13 protein-coding genes are annotated in these 16975 nt (G+C 57.1%); all 13 read right to left on the bottom strand.

Going from position 1 to position 16975, the window contains the following annotated elements; translation table 11 throughout:
- Window positions 1-242: 242 nt before the first annotated feature.
- The 13 genes from LHW45_01640 to pta all read right to left on the bottom strand — a co-directional run bounded on the left by LHW45_01640 (window position 243) and on the right by pta (window position 16975).
- Complete coding sequence (locus LHW45_01640; GenBank protein MCB5284280.1) at window positions 243-2456, bottom strand: T9SS type A sorting domain-containing protein; 2214 nt, start codon at window positions 2454-2456, stop codon at window positions 243-245.
- A gap of 31 nt (window positions 2457-2487) precedes the next feature.
- Entirely contained in the window at window positions 2488-3519 is a 1032-nt protein-coding gene (locus LHW45_01635) for a PorV/PorQ family protein (protein MCB5284279.1), read from the bottom strand.
- A gap of 10 nt (window positions 3520-3529) precedes the next feature.
- Window positions 3530-6616: a hypothetical protein gene (locus LHW45_01630; protein MCB5284278.1), complete on the bottom strand. Its 3087-nt coding sequence runs from the start codon at window positions 6614-6616 to the stop codon at window positions 3530-3532.
- Between the two features lie 19 nt (window positions 6617-6635).
- Window positions 6636-7286 (bottom strand): TonB family protein, encoded by a 651-nt coding sequence (locus tag LHW45_01625; protein ID MCB5284277.1) that lies wholly within the window; start codon window positions 7284-7286, stop codon window positions 6636-6638.
- A gap of 10 nt (window positions 7287-7296) precedes the next feature.
- Complete coding sequence (locus LHW45_01620; protein ID MCB5284276.1) at window positions 7297-7722, bottom strand: biopolymer transporter ExbD; 426 nt, start codon at window positions 7720-7722, stop codon at window positions 7297-7299.
- 10 nt (window positions 7723-7732) lie between these two features.
- The gene (locus LHW45_01615; GenBank protein ID MCB5284275.1) at window positions 7733-8206 is read right to left on the bottom strand and encodes a biopolymer transporter ExbD; all 474 of its coding nucleotides are present in this window, start codon (window positions 8204-8206) and stop codon (window positions 7733-7735) included.
- Between the two features lie 13 nt (window positions 8207-8219).
- Complete coding sequence (locus tag LHW45_01610; protein MCB5284274.1) at window positions 8220-9035, bottom strand: MotA/TolQ/ExbB proton channel family protein; 816 nt, start codon at window positions 9033-9035, stop codon at window positions 8220-8222.
- Between the two features lie 23 nt (window positions 9036-9058).
- A complete protein-coding gene (locus LHW45_01605; GenBank protein MCB5284273.1) occupies window positions 9059-12100 on the bottom strand; it encodes a carboxypeptidase regulatory-like domain-containing protein in 3042 nt (1013 codons plus the stop codon).
- Between the two features lie 471 nt (window positions 12101-12571).
- On the bottom strand, window positions 12572-13606 hold the full coding sequence (gene purM / locus LHW45_01600) for a phosphoribosylformylglycinamidine cyclo-ligase (protein MCB5284272.1): 1035 nt from the start codon (window positions 13604-13606) through the stop codon (window positions 12572-12574).
- Between the two features lie 16 nt (window positions 13607-13622).
- Window positions 13623-14513 carry a PfkB family carbohydrate kinase gene (locus LHW45_01595; protein ID MCB5284271.1) on the bottom strand — a complete coding sequence of 297 codons (891 nt, stop codon included), beginning with the start codon at window positions 14511-14513 and terminating at the stop codon, window positions 13623-13625.
- Window positions 14510-14740: a hypothetical protein gene (locus tag LHW45_01590; protein MCB5284270.1), complete on the bottom strand. Its 231-nt coding sequence runs from the start codon at window positions 14738-14740 to the stop codon at window positions 14510-14512. Before LHW45_01590 ends, LHW45_01595 begins: the two co-directional genes overlap by 4 nt.
- A gap of 11 nt (window positions 14741-14751) precedes the next feature.
- Window positions 14752-15963: a pyridoxal phosphate-dependent aminotransferase gene (locus LHW45_01585; protein ID MCB5284269.1), complete on the bottom strand. Its 1212-nt coding sequence runs from the start codon at window positions 15961-15963 to the stop codon at window positions 14752-14754.
- A 1-nt stretch (window position 15964) separates the two neighbouring features.
- Entirely contained in the window at window positions 15965-16975 is a 1011-nt protein-coding gene (pta, locus tag LHW45_01580) for a phosphate acetyltransferase (protein MCB5284268.1), read from the bottom strand.

Genomic DNA, 16975 nt, shown 5'->3' with positions numbered 1-16975 from the left:
TGTTGTTGGGTTAACAGAGGGGGCCTTTCCCACGAGGGGGGGGGGGCAAAAAACTCATTACAAGTAACTTATCCAACCTATGAATCAGCGGCCTGCCAGTTTATAAGGGCCGAGGCCACCAAGAACGTAGCTTCGTCAGCCCGTCAATAATTGTCAAGCAAAAAATCAGTTGGGACTTCCTTGTGCGCGGACAAAAAAAACCCGGGCGCGAGCACCCGGGTGATTGTTTATCTGGCGAAGTCTTATTTCATCAGCATCATTTTCTTGGTCTCCACGCTGCCGTTGGCAGTGAGGCGGTAGAAATAGATGCCGCTGGTAACGTTGCGACCGTTGTTGTCGGTGCCGTTCCAGACGAAGCTCTGCTTGCCGAAATCCAGGTTTCCGTCCGCGAGGGTCTTCACCAGCTGGCCTTTCACGTTGTACACGGAAAGGTTGGCGGGGCCGGCCTTGGGCAGATCGAAACTGATGGTGGTTTCAGGATTGAAGGGGTTGGGGTAGTTCTGATGCAGCATGCGGGTGATGGCGGGGGCAGTGTTTTCGCCGTCGGCAGAGCCAAGCGGGAAGACGATCTGCAGTTCCATGAACATCACTTCGCCGCCATCCGGGGTGGGATGGTAGGAAGGGGTGATGGCGTTGGAACCCCAGGTGAAGTCGTTGTAGAACATCACGCCAAGCTTTCCAACCATGTTCTGGCCTTGCATGCCGGTGTAGATAACTTCATCCGCGGGATAGACCCACATGGGTTTGATCCCGGAGAATTGGGTGGTTTCCACGTTGTTGATGATGATGGGCTCGCTCCAGGTGTCGCCGTTGTCCGGAGAAACTGAAATGTAGATCTCGGGAGTGTTGGCGTAGGCGGCGTAATCGGTATCGGATTCGAAGTTGAACCAGCGGGCGCGCTGAGCGTCCTGCCAGACAGCGGCCATCATGCCCTGGTCGTTGGCATTGGTGACCTTGGTGTTGTTGTAGTGGAAGAGCATGGCATCACCGTGGGCCGCTGTATCCCAGTGGGGGAAGGGCCATTTAAGTCCAGGATGCCCGCCGCCGGCGGCAGCGATGGTCAGGTAGTAGTTGCCGTCGTCAGCCTGGAAATACTCTGGAGTACCCCAGGGCGGTTCCATGTCCCAAGGCACAAAGCACTGGTTGAAGGTGTCGGCGGGGTTCTTCTGTGGAAACACGTCTTTAACTGAGAAGTCTTGGGTGGCGGGATCGAACACGAATTCTTTCACCACCTGGAAGTCCTGCCAGTATCCGCCATCTTTGGTGGATTGGGCCCAGGTTCCCAAAACGTGGATGCGGCCGTTGTTGTCCACTCCGGCATTGATGTGGGCGGCGTTGGCAATGGCCCAGACAAGCAGGGAATCGGCATAGCCGATGCTGCTGTCGTCCACGAAATAGCCGTTGGTCTGGCCTTGCTGGCCGATCGGGTTCCAGGAAGGGATCCAGCTGTAGCCGCTCACGCGGGTCCAGGTGCCCTGGCCGTAGTTCGGGCAGACGAAGACATCCAAGTCGGCTTCGCGGATGTTGGTGGTGCCGTCGGCTTCGGTGGCGAAGTGGTAACCGGCATAGTAAACATTGCCGGCGTTGTCGGTGGTGATGGCGTGGAAGGGACGGCGCCACTGGTCGTCAACGTTCCAGTCGTTCATCTCGGGGATGGAGACCTGGCTCCAGGTCAAAGCCACACCGTTTTCGACGTCGTTGCCGTCGAAATCGGCAAAGGCGACCATCAGGTTTTCGGAGGGGCCGAAGGTTTCATAGACGGAGTTCCTGGCGGCCAGGTACACCCTTCTCTTGCCGGCCACCGGTGAGGGTCCGATCTGAGCCGTGGGCCAGATGAACTCGTTGGCGGTGGTGGTCACTCCGCTGGGGGAGGTGATGGTGTAGGGGTTGTCGATGGTGACCTGGAGGTCGTTGAAGAGGCCGGAGATGCCGGCAATGAAGGCATCGGAGGCAAACTGGACCTCATACTCGTCATCTGCGTCTGTGTTGCAGTGCCAGGCGTAGAGGGGTTTCCCGGAAACGGGATCCACGGACACGGTGGCGTAGCCTTCGTTGTTCTGCACGCTGGTGATCTCGTTGTTATTCACCACGTTGCCCTGGGCGTCGATGTAGGCGTAGAAGGCGCGGCGGGTGCTGGTGGGCTGGCGCCGGCCGTGATAGCTCATGAAATATCCGCCCCCGGCTACATCGGGGATGATCCTGAGGGGCAGGCCGTTGTAGCTGCCGATCATGTAGTCGTAGTAGTTGGTGATGATGGCAGTGGGCAGTTTTGAGAAGGTATATTCCGGCGCGGTGCGGGTCTGCACGGTGGGAAACACGGTGCTGGGATCCACGGGGACCTGGTCCTCCATGAGAACCGGCATTTCCTTCAGGTTTGTGGCGGGCATCATTTCCTTCGCGAACGCGAAGGAGAAGATGAAGCCGAGCGTTAATATGACCAATAAGGTTTTTTTCATTCTTACCTCCATTATTTATAGGGTCATTTGCTTAATAGCGGAATTTGATCGACAGGCGGTGGGCGCTTTTGAGGAATGTTTCTGCCAGCGCGCCCATGTCCGTATAGGCATAGTCGATATTGATGATGGCAAAGCGGGTGGGGATCTGGTAACCGACCCCGGCGCTGAAGCCGTTGGTATCGTAGTTTAGTTGGTAGCCGCCACGGAGATAGAGGTTGCCCATCTTGTATTCCGTGCCAAGGTTCCAGGTTTCCATGCGGTCGATCACGTTGTCGAGCTGGGCCGAAACTATCCAGTGGGAGGTTTCGGTGCGCATGATGTCGCCGCAGATGCCCAGGGAGAAACTCATGGGTATCTTGGAATCGAGTTCCTGCCCGTCTTCGTCGATCAGGCCGTCGCCGTCGTTGTCGAAGAGGTCGAAGGGATCTTCATCGTTGGCGCCGTCTTCATCGTCATCCACCAGATAGCGGATGTCGGGCCCGAAATTGCGCAGGGCCATGCCGATCTTGATGTTTCTGTAGCCGGTGTTGTAGATGGAGCCGACGTCGAAGGCGTAGCTGTTCACGGAGAAGGTGTAGAGGTTTTCCCGCAGGTATTTCACACCGATGCCGGCGGAAAACTTGTTGGTGAACTGCTGCGCGTAGTTGAGGCCAAAGGCCATGCTGCTGTTGGTGAATTGCTCGCCGGTGGGCCCGAAGGTCTCCTCATCGGTGATGTCCATGTTGTCCATGTGCAGCACGGATCCGTAGGCCGCGAAGGTGGAGGGGCCGTTGGTATAGGTGCCGGCCACGAAATCGTGCATGATGCCGGCGGGCCAGTTCGTGTGAGAGGCCAGAACCTGATTTTCGAAGGCGGGGGCAAGCCCGGCGGGGTTCCAGTAAACAGAGGAAACGTCGTCTGTAACCGCGGTGAAGGCTTCGCCCATGCCGATGGCGCGGGCGTCCACGCCCAGTTTGAGGAATTGCAAGGCCGCGGTTCCCACCTTGCCGAAAGGCTTGGCGGAAATAAGGCCAGGCAACAGCATCAGAGCCAGAGCGACGATCAGTATGGTATGTTTTTTCACTGTTCCTCCCCTATTTGATGATGACGAACTTGCCGACCTTGATCTTGTTGTCGGCCTTGTTTTGCACGGAGTAGAGATACACTCCGGGCGCTATGATCTGATTGTGCTTGGACAGCAGGTTCCAGTCGTGCATGCCGCTGGCGGAGATGCCCTGGGTGGCGGCTTTGGAAACCGTGATGATATCGGCTTGGTAAGCGCCGTTGTGATCCAGTTCTTGAACCAGGTCGCCGGCCAGGGTGTAGATGCGGATCTTGCATTCCATGGGCAGATTTATGAACCAGAGACGGCGGCTTTTATCGCCTTTTTCGTCGTTGTCGCGGCGGCCGTCGAAGCTGCTTCTGCCGATGTAGGGATTGGGCACCACGTAGATGTTGTCCATGGATTCCTGGGCGAGCGTGCCGGGGAAGAAGATCTTCATGTTGGCATCGGCGTCGCGTCCGGTTTCCAGGAAGTTCAGGTCGTTGGAGGGGATGCCGCGGTCGTAAGCAGTTACGGCCACGTAGTATTCCACACCCTTGCGGGGGTTGATGATGGCGGAGCGGTAATATCTGCGGGCCAGCCTTTCATCCTTGAGTTCAGCCAGGGTGGCCAGTTCATCCGTTGTGGGGGGAGTGCTGCCCGGTATGTTCACCTGGCCGCCATGTCCCGGCAGGGGGATCATCTTGGAGTCGTACAACTCGTCAAAGATCTCCGGCCGCATGTCCGGATGCTTGAAGAGGCGGGCCTGAAGGTTCTTGATCATGAAATCCGGCAGGGTCGCGTTAGCATCTGCTATGGCCTGCGCCTCAACCTCAAGGTCCTCGCTCCATTCCACGGCAGGGTTGTAGATCGGCCAGCCATAGAACACATCTGCGGGATTGGGGGAGTAATGATAGTTTTCATCCAGAACCGTATAAAGGCCGTAATCGTCGGTATTCGCCCAGGCATTCCGGTTGGGAAGGCCTTTGTCGATACCCAGATAGCCGCCGTAATTCACATGCAGGGAATCATTCGGATGGTTGAAGTTCACCTGGTAATCCAGCAGGTCCTGGGGAGTCTCGATCCTGTCCCAGCGTTCCATCATGGTCCAGTCTTCCTGCGATCCGCTGCCGCTTCTGCCCCAGGTGGTGTAGCCCTGGAAATCGTGGCGGAGCCTGTGGGCTGTGTAAGGATTGACGGTGGCGTTCATGTTGAACGCGAGAGAGTCGGCCGAAGCCGGCGGCTGGAACTCGACGGGATAGCCGCTCCAGTCAACCGCGTTGGGATCGGAATCCAAGCCTGGTTCCAGTTGGGGACTGGAGGGGTTTTGCCAGCCGATGACGGCGCTGGAAACGGTCTTGGTATCGTAGGAGAATTCGCCGCGGTTATCCCAGTAGAGGTCGATGCGGTTGCCGTTGTCGGCCATTTCAGCAAAGAGTTTGGGGATTTCCGGGGGTTCCGGCGGATTGTAGTGTGGGAAGGTATCCGGCAATATCACAGTGGTGAGGGTTTGGGGCTTGCCGTAGATGTCCTTGGCCCAGCGCGCCGTGCGTTTGAGGTCTTCCTGGTCGTCACCGGGGAACACGGCGACCACGATCTTCATGGTCTTGCCGGGAGCGAGGTTCCAGGAACTTTCGGAGGGATTGGTCATACCTTCCTGGTCGCCGTAGAAGGAGAACAGGAACCGGGTGTCGTTGGGGGTGGGCTGTTCCCATTCAGTCTGGTCGGCCTGCTCGGGGCGCAGGGGCGTGTATTTGGTCTCATTGGGGTTCCTCCCCGTCAGCAGCCAGTATTTCTCGTTGGCCGTGCGCTGCGGGGAGAAGTTCCAGTTGTAGGGGTTGGAGTCATCCGGACCGTCTCCGACCTTCCAGTACCAGCAATGGAACTGAAGCTGTTCGGGGTCCGGGGTGCAAACACGGGCGCCCACGCGGCCGGTGGTGAGTCCGCCGTCGCCGTCGGCGTCGTAGGTGTAGGCAAATTCGTAGCCTTCACCCTTCACGTAGCCGGATTTGTCATCGGCGGCTTTTTCCGAGCCCATGCTCTGGGGGCCGGTGTCGCAGTCCATGTAGATGCCCATGGCGCAATCAAACAGGCTGTCCTGGGTGGCGATATTCATGTTGGTAACGTTGAATTCCACATAAACCAGGTTCTTGATGTAGTCGTAACTCCACTGGTAGGACATCTGCCTCACGCGCACGTTGAGCGGATAGTGACGGTTGGTGCTTCTGGACTGGCCCAGATCCCTGTCACCCACGGTGCCGAGGGGGCAGTAGTCGTAGTAGAAGGAAATGAAGTCCTGCTCGGAAACAGGAGCTCCGTCTTCGTCCACCTGGCCGTCACCGTCGTCGTCGTAAGGATTGGAAAAGTCGTAAGTGTTATGTGATGTATCGGACAATTCCATGAAGCCCAAGGGAAACCAGATCTCGGAATTGGTGCCTTCATTGATGATGTTGAAGTTTTGGGTATTGGCGATGTACTGCCCGCCGAAAGACTGGAACTGGCTGGGCAATTCGTTGGCCGTCCTGAGCGGGAAGGTGTAGCCTACAAAGTCTTCGTCGATGATGCCGTCACCGTCGTCATCTTCGCCCCGTTTATGAAAGCGGGTGCTGGCGGTGGCGATCCCGTCCAGGGAATTGTAGGCGTTGTACATGTCCACAGCCTCGGCGTTACCTGCCACCAGAGGATTGTAGGCAGGCAGGAACTCATAGAGGTCCGCGTCGCCATCAAAGCCGACGGTGACCAGGGTGTCCACCACTGGTTTCATCCAGGGCTGCCAGCCCGCGGTGCCTTCAGCGACCGTCGAGGTGCTGTCGGCGCTGGGATTCACAGCTCTCCAGTAGAGTTTTCTGCCGGCATCGTCGCGGCGGTATTTCTTGGCGCCGAACCAGAGCGCGCCCTGGTAGAGGTAGTCGATACCACTGCCACCGGGGTACTCCAGCGACGGGTATTGAGGCACCACGTCGTCTCCAGAGCCGAAGAAACCGTAGTTACTCACCCGCAGCCAAATGTTACCCACATTATGGTAAAGGGAAAGGTCCAGTTTCTTGGTCCCTGATGAAGATTCCGCCATCGCCGCGAAAGCTGTTCCGGAGATCAGCAACGCCAGCAGCAGGCAGAACGCTAATTTGTTAAACTTCATGCAATACTCCCAATGTATATTAATTTATTCTGAATTCAAGAGGTAGGATAACCAGTGTGTTCACAGGGTTGCCGTTCATCTTGCCGGGCTGGAACCGGGCGGCCTTGACGGCGGCGATCGCCGCTTCATCCAAACCCCCGGGACCGGACTGAACTGATCTCTGAACCTCCACGTTGCCCACCCGGCCGTCTTTGTAAACCTCCACTTCCAGCACCACGGTGCCCTGCACCCCGGCCCGCTTGGCGAAGTCCGGATAGACAGGGTTGATGCCGCCGATGGGAACGGGAGCGTCTTCATAGGGCTCGAAGCCCGGAGGCAGTTCGTCATCACTGGCCTGCAGCGAGCTGCTGGTCGTGGCTTGGTAGTTTCCGAAGATCTGCAAGGCCTGGGCTCTTTGTTCCGCAAGCTCGGGAGTGTCTTCGGTGGCCAGCTCTTCGCTGAACACCGGGATGTCGATCTCGATCTCCTGCTCCTGCACGTCTTCTTCCTTTTCACGCTGGTCAGGTGGCGCTTCGGCCATTTCGGCCATGGCGGTTTCTTCTTTGCTATGTTGCGATTCCATCCTGGGTGTCACCAGGAAGGCAAAAAGCATGAGGGTTATGGCCAGGGCCAGCGCCTTGCTGAATTGGGCGTTGGCGTGGTCTTTCCAGTCATATGATCTGAGTGCCATATCTCACCTCTTAGAGCTTTCTTTGGGTTTCAAAGACCACGTTGCGCGTGTCCGCGTCCTGCAGGCGCATCATTACATCGCGCACAGCCTGATAGCGGGTGTCTTTGTCCGTTCTGAAGCAAACCTGCAGGGTGGGGATTTCCCGGGCTTTGGCCTTCATGGTGTCGACGATCGAATCATCGTCCACCGAACGGGGAAAGTCGTCGATCAGGATTTCTTCTTTCTGCGTGATGTAGATCGTCGCGGACTCGTTGCGGGAGACTCTTTCGATGTTTTCAGAAGCCATCGGGAAACGTTCCCTCTGCACCCAGAAAACACGCTCCTGAACGAAGACCGTGGAAACCATGAAGAAGAGCAAAAGCAGGAAGGCAATGTCACCGGTTGAGGCGGTTGGGATGTTCACATCCGCCTTTTTTTTCGTCATTATCTTGGCCATTGCTTTGCTCCTATATCGCTGTCGAGATGGATATGGTGGCCCGGTCACGGTAAGTGACCAGGTGGTCCACCAGCCTCACCATCTCGCTGTATTTGGCTTCAGGGTTGGTTTTTACCAGAAACAGCATCTTCGTGGATTTAAGCTCGGGATCGGTAAGGGTGCGGTTCAGCGCTTCCCTTTCTTCGATCTTGGTCAGGATCAGCTTGTCCAGGTCGTCGTCATTGTAGGCGCGCGGCTCTGCTTCATTAACTTTCAGATAACCGTTTTCCATGATCTCGAGCCGGGTCATTTCCTTGTCCGTAAGCTGGATCTGGGTGGTTTGCTGCTGTTCCTGGGTTACGGCTTTGTTCAACTGAACTTTTACGCCTTCCTTGACGTCGAACTTGGTGGTCGACATGAAGAAGACGATCAGCAGGAAAGCGATATCGCCGGTGGACGCGGTCGGAATATCGGCCTTGCGCTTTCTCTTGCGGGTAACTTTCATTGTTCCCCCCTTATCAAGACTCGATGAGGGCTTCTGTGACCTTCTCTGAGGCTCTTTGCATGTCGATGACCAAGCCGTCCACCATGGTGGTAAAGATATTGTACAACAACTGGATCGGGATGGCTGCGATCAAACCATACTGAGTGGTGATGAGGGCGATCTTGATACCTTCCGCCACGATCGTGGCATCCACAGAACGGGCTTTGGCGATGGCGTCGAAAGCGACCACCATACCGGCAACCGTACCCAAAAATCCCAACATGGGGGCGAGAGTGATGGTCGAGGTCATTTCCACAAAACCTTTTTCAAGGTAGGACATCTCGATCATGGCCGCGTTTTCCATGCTTTTTTCCACGGCGTCCACGCCCCGGTCAGCCTTGAGCAAACCGGCATAGACCACTGCCGCCACTGGGCCGCGGGTCTTCTTGGCAAGTTCGGTGGCTTCTTTGATCTTTTTATCCTTAATGAGGGGCAGGATCTTGTTCAGGAAGTCGTTGAGGTTGATCTTGGCATACATCAGGGAGATGAATTTCCAGATGGCGTAGGCCAGGCCATAGATGAACACGAACAGGATCGGCCACATGGCCCAGCCGCCGTCCAGAAACTGCTTCACCAGGGAGCGGCCGAACAGGAATTCGGCAACGCCTTTGAGGCCGGAGGATTTCTCTTCGACCGGGGCGGTTTCGGCTGCAGGTTCAGTGACCGCTGCGGCTATGCTGGTATCGGTGGTCGCGGCGGCTGTTGTATCTGTTTGCGCGTAGGCCAAGCCAACGAGCAGCATGCTCATCAGCACGATCAGCGGTAATACTTTAGAGAAGCTCTTTCTCATGTTATCTTTCCTCCAGGGGATTACTAAAAGTTGAACGACACACCAAAGGTGATGCCGCGATAGTTGCTCCAAAAACCGGGGTTTTGGATGTACTTGTCGTAAACATATTGCACTTCGGGGTAGGTGTAGCCGGTGTTGGAGTCGGAAATGTCCTCGCCGTTGTAAAGTTCACTTCCGGTTTTGGGATACACGGTGTACACGTTTCTGGTGCCGAAGAGGTTTTCCACGTCCATGAAGAGGCGGATGTTCATTTTCTGGGACAGGGTGATGCCTTTGGTAAGGCGCAGGTTGGCCTGATGGGTGAATTTCTTGCGGGCGCTGTTGGTGTCCAGCAGACTGTTTCCTTCCATGCTTTGCGGCGTGTAGGGCGCGCCGGAGGCAAAGCTCCAGTTGATGTTTGCGCTCAGGTCGTCCAGGGGCAGGATGTAGTCCGTGAAGGGAACGAAAAATTCCTCGCCGCGGCCGATCCTGAAAGTGTAGTTCAGGCTCAGGTTATGGCGCACGTCCCAGTCCAGCGGAAATTCACGCAGATTGGTGGCTTCGTCCTGGATCACGGTGGAGGAGTTGTTCCCCTGCGCCCAGGCCAGAGAGTAGGCAACCGACCAGTTGTTGAAGTTGGACATCAGTTTTTCCAGCTGGATGTCGATCCCGCGGGCGGAACCGTAGTCCTCGGAAATGAACTGATACCAGAAGATCTGCTCTTCACCGGGCTTGGTGACTTTCATCGTGCTCACGTAGTTGTAGAGGTTTTTATAGTAGGCGGTCATGTCCACCACGTAGTCGTCGGAAAGCTGGTGGGAAAGGCCCACTTCGTAGGTCACGGTGATCTGCGGCTCCAGCTCGGTGTTGCCAACCGTGATGGTCTGGTCGGAAACGTTGGCGTCGGCGGGAGTCTTGGAGGTGAAGATGTATTGCATCTGAGGCAATTGGTTCTGATAGTTGTAGGCAAAGCGCAGCACGTCGCGGTCCGTGATGGGGTGCGAAACGCCCAGGCGCGGGGACAGCATCAGCTGCCAGCGTTCGTCTTTGTCGAACTCAACCTCGCGGTAGCTGGCGTCGTCTTGCAGCACCTTGTATTTGTTGCCCAGGTACCAGAGGTCAAAACGCAGGCCGGCATTCACGATCATGCCTTCCCATTCCATCTTGTCCTGAATGTAATAGGCCACCTGCCAGGGATCGGCTTGATAGCCGTCTCGCTTGCCGGAGGCTTCCTGAGCGGCTTTGAAATAGTCTTCGGGATTGTAGATGGGGATCAGGGCCCCTTCATCGGTCGCGTAAATCGAATAAAGCTCGTCCGGCACGTTGGTAACGTTACCCAGGGAATCAAACACGGGCACGAAATTGGCCATATCGTCCCATTTGCGCTTCAGGCTGGCCTGGAAACGATCTTCATAGATGTTCAGGAAATTCTGCAGCTGGTCTTTCTTGATCGAGTGCTTGATCACTTCCAAACCTGTCTTGGCCAGATGGGTGTCGTTCACCTGCCATTCGAAATCGGCACGGGCGTTGACGGAACTGGTGAGGTCATTTTGGAAGAACTGGTAGATGGAGCCGGGAGGCGCGAAGCCTGTGATCACGCGCGGGTCTTCCACGCTGGCAATGCGGTAGGTCCAGAAGGAGGAGTCCAGATAGTCGGCGTCGCTGATGCCGTCGCCGTTGTAGTCCGGGCTGTACACGCCGTCGGAGTTATGGTCCACGCTGTTCCAGCCCTGGTTGCCCAGCAGCACGTTGTCCACGTAGTCTTCGCCGGGATTTTCGGGATCCAGGCCCTGATACATGTAGAGGTAGTTGCCGCGGTCGATCCCGCGGGGTCCAGTGTTGCTGTCTTTTTGGTAATAACTGCCTTTCACCTTGAGGTTCATGCTGGAATTGAACACGTGGTCGTAGGTGGCGATGTACTGCCTCTGTTCGGTTTCGCTCACGGCATAGTTGTCCAGCGCGTAGCGGCTGTCCCAGGAAAAGGGATAATCCAAAGAGCGGTCGCCGCGGGCGGCCAAAGTGATGCGCTGGGTGGCGTTGAGCACATACTTGGTTTTCAGGTTCACGTTGTAGGCATTGTAATTGCGGTTGCCGGTGTCGATGCCCAGAATGCTGTTCCTGTCGGCATAGGGATCGTTGAGCGGATATTCGTATTCCAGCAGCTGCCGGTTGCTGAACATGTAATCGCTCATCGGGTCCGCGATGTAATAGTCTTTCAAACGGCCGTCCTGCCATTCACCGCCGCCGTTGATGTAGAAGGTGAGGCGTTCGCGCAGGTCTTCCGTGCCCAGAGGCCAGATGGGGCCTCCAAAGGCGAATTTGACCACGTCTGAATTCCTGCCGGAGGTGATGAGATGATCCGTGTTGTATTCGATCTTTCCGGAATAGAAAGGATCGCCGTCCTTGGTGACGATGTTGATCACGCCGGACTGGGCGTTGCCGTATTCAGCAGGGAAACCGCCGGTCATCACTTTCATGTCGCTGATGGCGTCGGTATCCACCTGCAGGGCGCTGCCGCCGTCCACGGGGTCGGAAACCGACATGCCGTCCACGGTGAAGTTGATCTCGTTGGCGCGTCCGCCGCGGATGTGCAGCTCGCCGCCGATGTTGGAAACACCAGCCTGCAAAGCCACGATCCCGGCCACGTCACCCACGGAAACATCGCCCATGCGGTCCATTTCGATCTGGCGTTCAGACGAGGTACGGTCTTTACCCACCTTGTCCTGTGGCACGGTAACCGTCACGGTGGCAATTTTCACGCCGGCTTTTTTCATCACAGGCGACAGACTGGCAGTCTGGTCAACCTGGATGCGAACATCGTTGTAGGTGATGGAGTCGTAGCCAAGCAGAGAAACTTTCACGGTGTACATCCCGGGCGGGATGTTGATGAGAATCTTGCTTCCCTTGGCGTCGGTCTGACCACCGGTGATCCGTTGGTTCCCTTTCATGACAACAATGTTCACGAATTCAAGTGGTTTACCTCCGTTGTCTCGCACGCGAATCGCGAGGCGTCCGGTTGTGGCTGCTTCCAAAAAAGTGGCGCAACCGATTAGCAGTATCAGCAGGATCAATGCAGTTTTTCGCATCGAAAAACCTCCCTTCTTGTATGGCTTTATTACTCTTAAATCACGGTCTGAAAAGAAATACGGCCTTTAAGGAGACAATATTTCCACGTAGGATGCGATTATCTGGCTCTCCCAAAATCGTCAAGCATTTTTTCGCGAAATGTTCACGCCTGGCTGTTTTTCTCCTCACATCAGGCCGAAGGCCCGGGTCTGGCGGGATTCCATTATGTCTCTCCATGGATTTTATCTGACCGGCCTAAGGCTTTGCAGCAAAGGGTTGGGGCGGTTTTATCCCTGCCATCGCTGAGGACTGGCCCCAAGTCCTCTCCGGTCCGCCTCCCCTCCGCCTCCCGCTGACTTCCCGCTTGTTCAGGGGGAACTAGGCGGGAGGCGAAGGAGGGGTGAGCAGGCTGAGGTTTAGGGAGGGACATGCTGAACAGAACGGTCCAAAACCTCTCACAGAAAGGATTCAGAGGGTGAAAGACAGGCGGGTCAGTCGATGATCTGAACTTTTGTGCCCGGAACGCGGGTTTCGTCGATCTCGCCGATCACCAGGGCTGAGGTGGCAGTTATGAATTCTGAGCTAAAGGCAGGATCGATCACGGCGATCATGCCGATGCCCAGATTGAAGCTTTCCAGCATGGTCTCGCGGCTCAGTCCGCCCGCGTTTTGCAGCCAGTTGAAGAGGGGCGGGATCTCGCGTTCGGCGTAGCTTACAAAGGCGCAGAGGCCTTCCGGGATGATCCGTTTGAGGTTTCCAGGAATGCCGCCGCCGGTGATGTGGGCCAGGCCATGCAGGCGCTCATCGCGTAAGAGTGGCTTCAGCAGAGGAAGATAGCTGCGGTGCACGCTGAGCAGCAGGTCCTCGACAGTGGCGTCCAGTTCGGGAACCCTGTCGGTTATGTCCAGGCCAAGGCGGTCGAACACGATCCTGCGGGCCAGGGAATAGCCGTTGGTGTGCAGGCCGCTGCTGGGGATCCCGATCAGGATATCGCCCTTTTGGATCCTGGCGGCCGGCAGCAGATGCTCTTTGTCCACTACGCCCACAATTGTGCCCACCAGGTCGAAATCGCCGCTTTGGTAGATGCCGGGCATTTCGGCCATCTCGCCGCCGATGAGGGCGCAGCCGTTTTCGGAACAGGCTTTGGCCATGCCGGAGATGATCTGGGTCACCATGGCCGCTTCGAGCTTGCCGAGGCCGATGTAATCGAGAAAAAACAGGGGCAGGGCGCCCTGGACAAGAATGTCGTTTACGCAATGGTTCACCAGGTCCTGGCCGATGCTGTCGAAGCGCCGGGCCTTGATCGCCACGCGGAGTTTGGTGCCCACGCCGTCGGTGCTGGAGACCAGGATGGGCTCGTTGTACTGGTTTTGCGGAAAGCGGAACAAGCCGCCGAAACTGCCCAGTTCGCTGAGCACATTGGCGTTGTAGGTGCTTTTCACCACCGCGCGGATGGCATCCACGGCGCGTTCTCCGGCTTCGACGTCCACCCCCGAACCACGGTAGTCCAAAGTATCTTGCGTCATTGCTGGTCCGCGGGGCTCAGGCCCAGTTGCGCAGCTGGTGCACTTTATGCTGCAATTCCGAGAATTCCAGGTTGACCAGGCCGTCCACGCTGAAGGCGGAAACGTTTTTGGCCGCGAGCACGGTGCCGAACCGCACGGCGTTGCGGATGGCGTTTTTGCTGAGCTGGTCCTGGGTGGCGAGATAGCTCATGAAACCTCCGGCGAAGCTGTCTCCGGCGCCGGTGGGGTCCTGCACCTGCTCCACCGGCCAGGCCGGCGCGAAAAACAGGTCGTCGGGTAAAACTGTCACGCTGCCGTATTCGCCGCGTTTGATCACCACGGCCTTCACGCCCATGCCCAGCAGCTGGCGTCCGGCGGCAAAGACGTTGTCCAGCCCTGAATACTGGCGGATCTCGTCCTCATTGATGAAGACGATGTCCACCCTGCGGATCACTTCGGTCAGGAGTTCCGGACACAGGGATATCCAGTAGTTCATGGTGTCGCAGGCCACCCATTGGTAGCTTTCGATCTGGTCCAGCACCTGCAGCTGCAGTTGGGGATGGATGTTCGCCAGAAGGAGGCTGCGGCAGCATCTGCAGGAGGGGGGCAGCTGGGGCGAAAAGTCCGCGAAGACGTTCAGATCGGTGCTCAGGGTGTCGGCCTGATTCCACTGGCGGTAGGTCCCGCTCCAGCGGAAGGTCTTTCCCGGCCTGGTTTCCAGGCCGTCCAGATTGACCTTGTGCGCTCGCAGCAGTTCGATCCCGCGGGCGGGGTAATCATCGCCCACCACGCCCACAATGTAGGTGGGGGCAAAATAGGAAGCGGCCAGAGAGCCGTAAACGGCGGAACCGCCCAAAGCCTCTTCCACCTTGCCAAGCGGAGTTTCGATCGTATCCAGGGCGATCGAGCCCACGATCACCAAACTCATGGCCGGGCGTCTTCAGCAGACGGGTTCTGTGTTTGTGGGGTCCGGGTTGTGTCGGGGGCCGTATATTCGACCGCGGGATCTTCCTTGACGCTTACTTGGTTTAGCTTGTCCATCACCACGAATACGGCGAACGTGGCCAGCAACATGATGATCAGGCGCTTCCAGTCGTAGGTCTTTTTACGCTTGTCCTGCCAGCGTTCCCGGTATTTATCTTCCATATCGGTCATGATTATTTTTCCTATGTTGTTAAGGGTGTGAGTTCGCTGAGGAATTGAGCGAAGCGGGTAACGCCTTTTTGGAGGTTTTCCATGCTGTTGGCATAGGAAAACCTGACGTTGGATGGAATGCCGAAGGAAGCGCCGGACACAAGGGCCACGTGGTGCTTCTCGAGCAGGACCTGGCAAAACTGGTCTCCATCTGTGATGCCCTGGCTGTTGTTGTTCAGGTACCAATCGATGTTTGGCATGATGTAGAACGCGCCCTGTGGTTTGAAACAGGACACGTGGGGCAGATTGCCAAGCTCGGCGTAGAGAAAATCGCGGCGTTTTTCAAATTCCGCGCGCATCTTTTCGATGGAGTCGTCCTCTTCGGCCAGGGCGGTCACGCAGGCCTTCTGGGTGATGGAGTTCACGCAGGAAGTGGCGTGTTCCTGAACCCTGGCGGCGGCGGCGATGATGTGGGCCGGGCCCGCGGCGTAGCCAAGCCTCCAGCCAGTCATGGCATAGGCTTTCGAAACACCGTTGATCACCACGGTGCGGGCTTTGATCTCCTCGTTCAGGGAGGCGATGGAAACGTGCTTGATGCCGTCGTAAACCAGGCGTTCGTAGATCTCGTCCGAAACCACCAGGATGTCCTTATCCACGCAGATGGCGGCGATGGCTTCCAGCTCCTGCCGGGTGTAAACGGCTCCGGTGGGGTTATTGGGGCTGTTCAGCAGCAGCGCTTTGGCGCAGGGATTGGCCGCGACGGCTTGTTCCAGGGAAGCAGCGGTGAGTTTGTAAGAATCTTGCTCAAAGGTGGGGACTATCACCGGTTCGGCGTTGGCCAGCATGGCCTGGTAGGGGTAGCTGACCCAATAGGGGGCTGGCATCAGCACCTGGTCCTGGGAATCACAGACCGCGATCAGGATGTTCAGGATGGACGCCTTGGCGCCGGGCGAGACCAGGACTTGTTTGGGCTCGTAGCTGAGGCCGTTGTCGCGCTGAAGCTTGGCGCAGATGGCCTGGCGAAGCTCGATGATGCCGGCGTTGGCGGTATAGCGGGTGAAATTGTTCTCTATGGCGGCCTGGGCCGATCTTTTGATGTATTCGGGCGTGTTGAAATCGGGTTCTCCGACGCCGAAATTGACCACGTCGATGCCGGCGGCCTTCATCTCTTTGGCTCTGGCGGACAGGGTGAGAGTGGGGGAGGGTTTTACCAGTTTGACCCGGTTGGATATCTTGATCGCCATTTCAGTTTCCTTTGCTCTTGTTCTGGTTGGCCATCAGCAGCACTAGCACGCAGGTGTGAACGATGTCGTCGCGTGAACTGCCCCGGGAAAGGTCGCAAACGGGGGCGTCCAGGCCCTGGATGATGGGGCCGATGGCTTCGGCTTTGGCGAAGCGCTGCACCAGTTTGTAGCCGATGTTGCCGGACTGCAGGTCCGGGAAAACAAGGGTGTTGGCCTGTCCGGCCACCTTGCTGTCCGGGGCTTTCATCCTGGCGATGTGGGGAACGATCGCCGCGTCCAGCTGCATCTCGCCGTCAAAAGCGAAATCAACCCTGCGTTCGCCGAGGATTTTCACGGTTTGCTGCACTTTTTCCACTTTTTCGTGCTGCGCGCTGCCCCGGGTGGAGAAAGACAGCAGCGCGACTTTGGGCTCGTCGCCCAAAATGGCTCTGCGCGTGGATGCCGTGCTGATGGCGATATCTGCCAGCTGTTCCGCGTCCGGATCCGGCACCACGGCGCAATCCGCGAACAGATAGACCCGTTCCTCCAGCATGTAGTCGTTCACCACCATGATGAAACAGCTGGAAACGGTTTTCACGCCGCTGGTAACGCCCACTACCTGCAGGGCGGCGCGCAGGACGTCGGCCGTGGTGTTAACCGCGCCGGCCACCATGCCGTCGGCGTGGCCGAATTTCACCAGCAGGGCTCCGAAGTAAAGTTCATTCAGCACTGTCTGGGCTGCCTGCTCGCGAGTGATGCCCTTTTCCTTGCGCTTTTCGTAGTAGAAATCGGCGAATTTGCCGATCTCGGCAAAACTGGCCGGGTCGATGACGGTGGCGCGGCTGAGGTTCAGGTCCAGGATCTTCTCCCGGGCTTTGATCTCTTCCGGCTTGCCCACCAGGATGATGTCGGCCAAACCTTCTGCCAAAACTATGTCCGCGGCCTGCAGGGTGCGGGTGTCGGCGCTTTCAGGCAGAACGATCCGGCCTTCGATGTGTTTGGCTTTGGCCTTTAACTCTGTGAGGATGTCCAT

The organism is Candidatus Cloacimonadota bacterium, assembly GCA_020532085.1.
Lineage (GTDB): Bacteria > Cloacimonadota > Cloacimonadia > Cloacimonadales > Cloacimonadaceae > Syntrophosphaera.
Note: the sequence above shows the minus strand (reverse complement) of the source record. Positions and strands in the feature narration are given on the sequence as shown.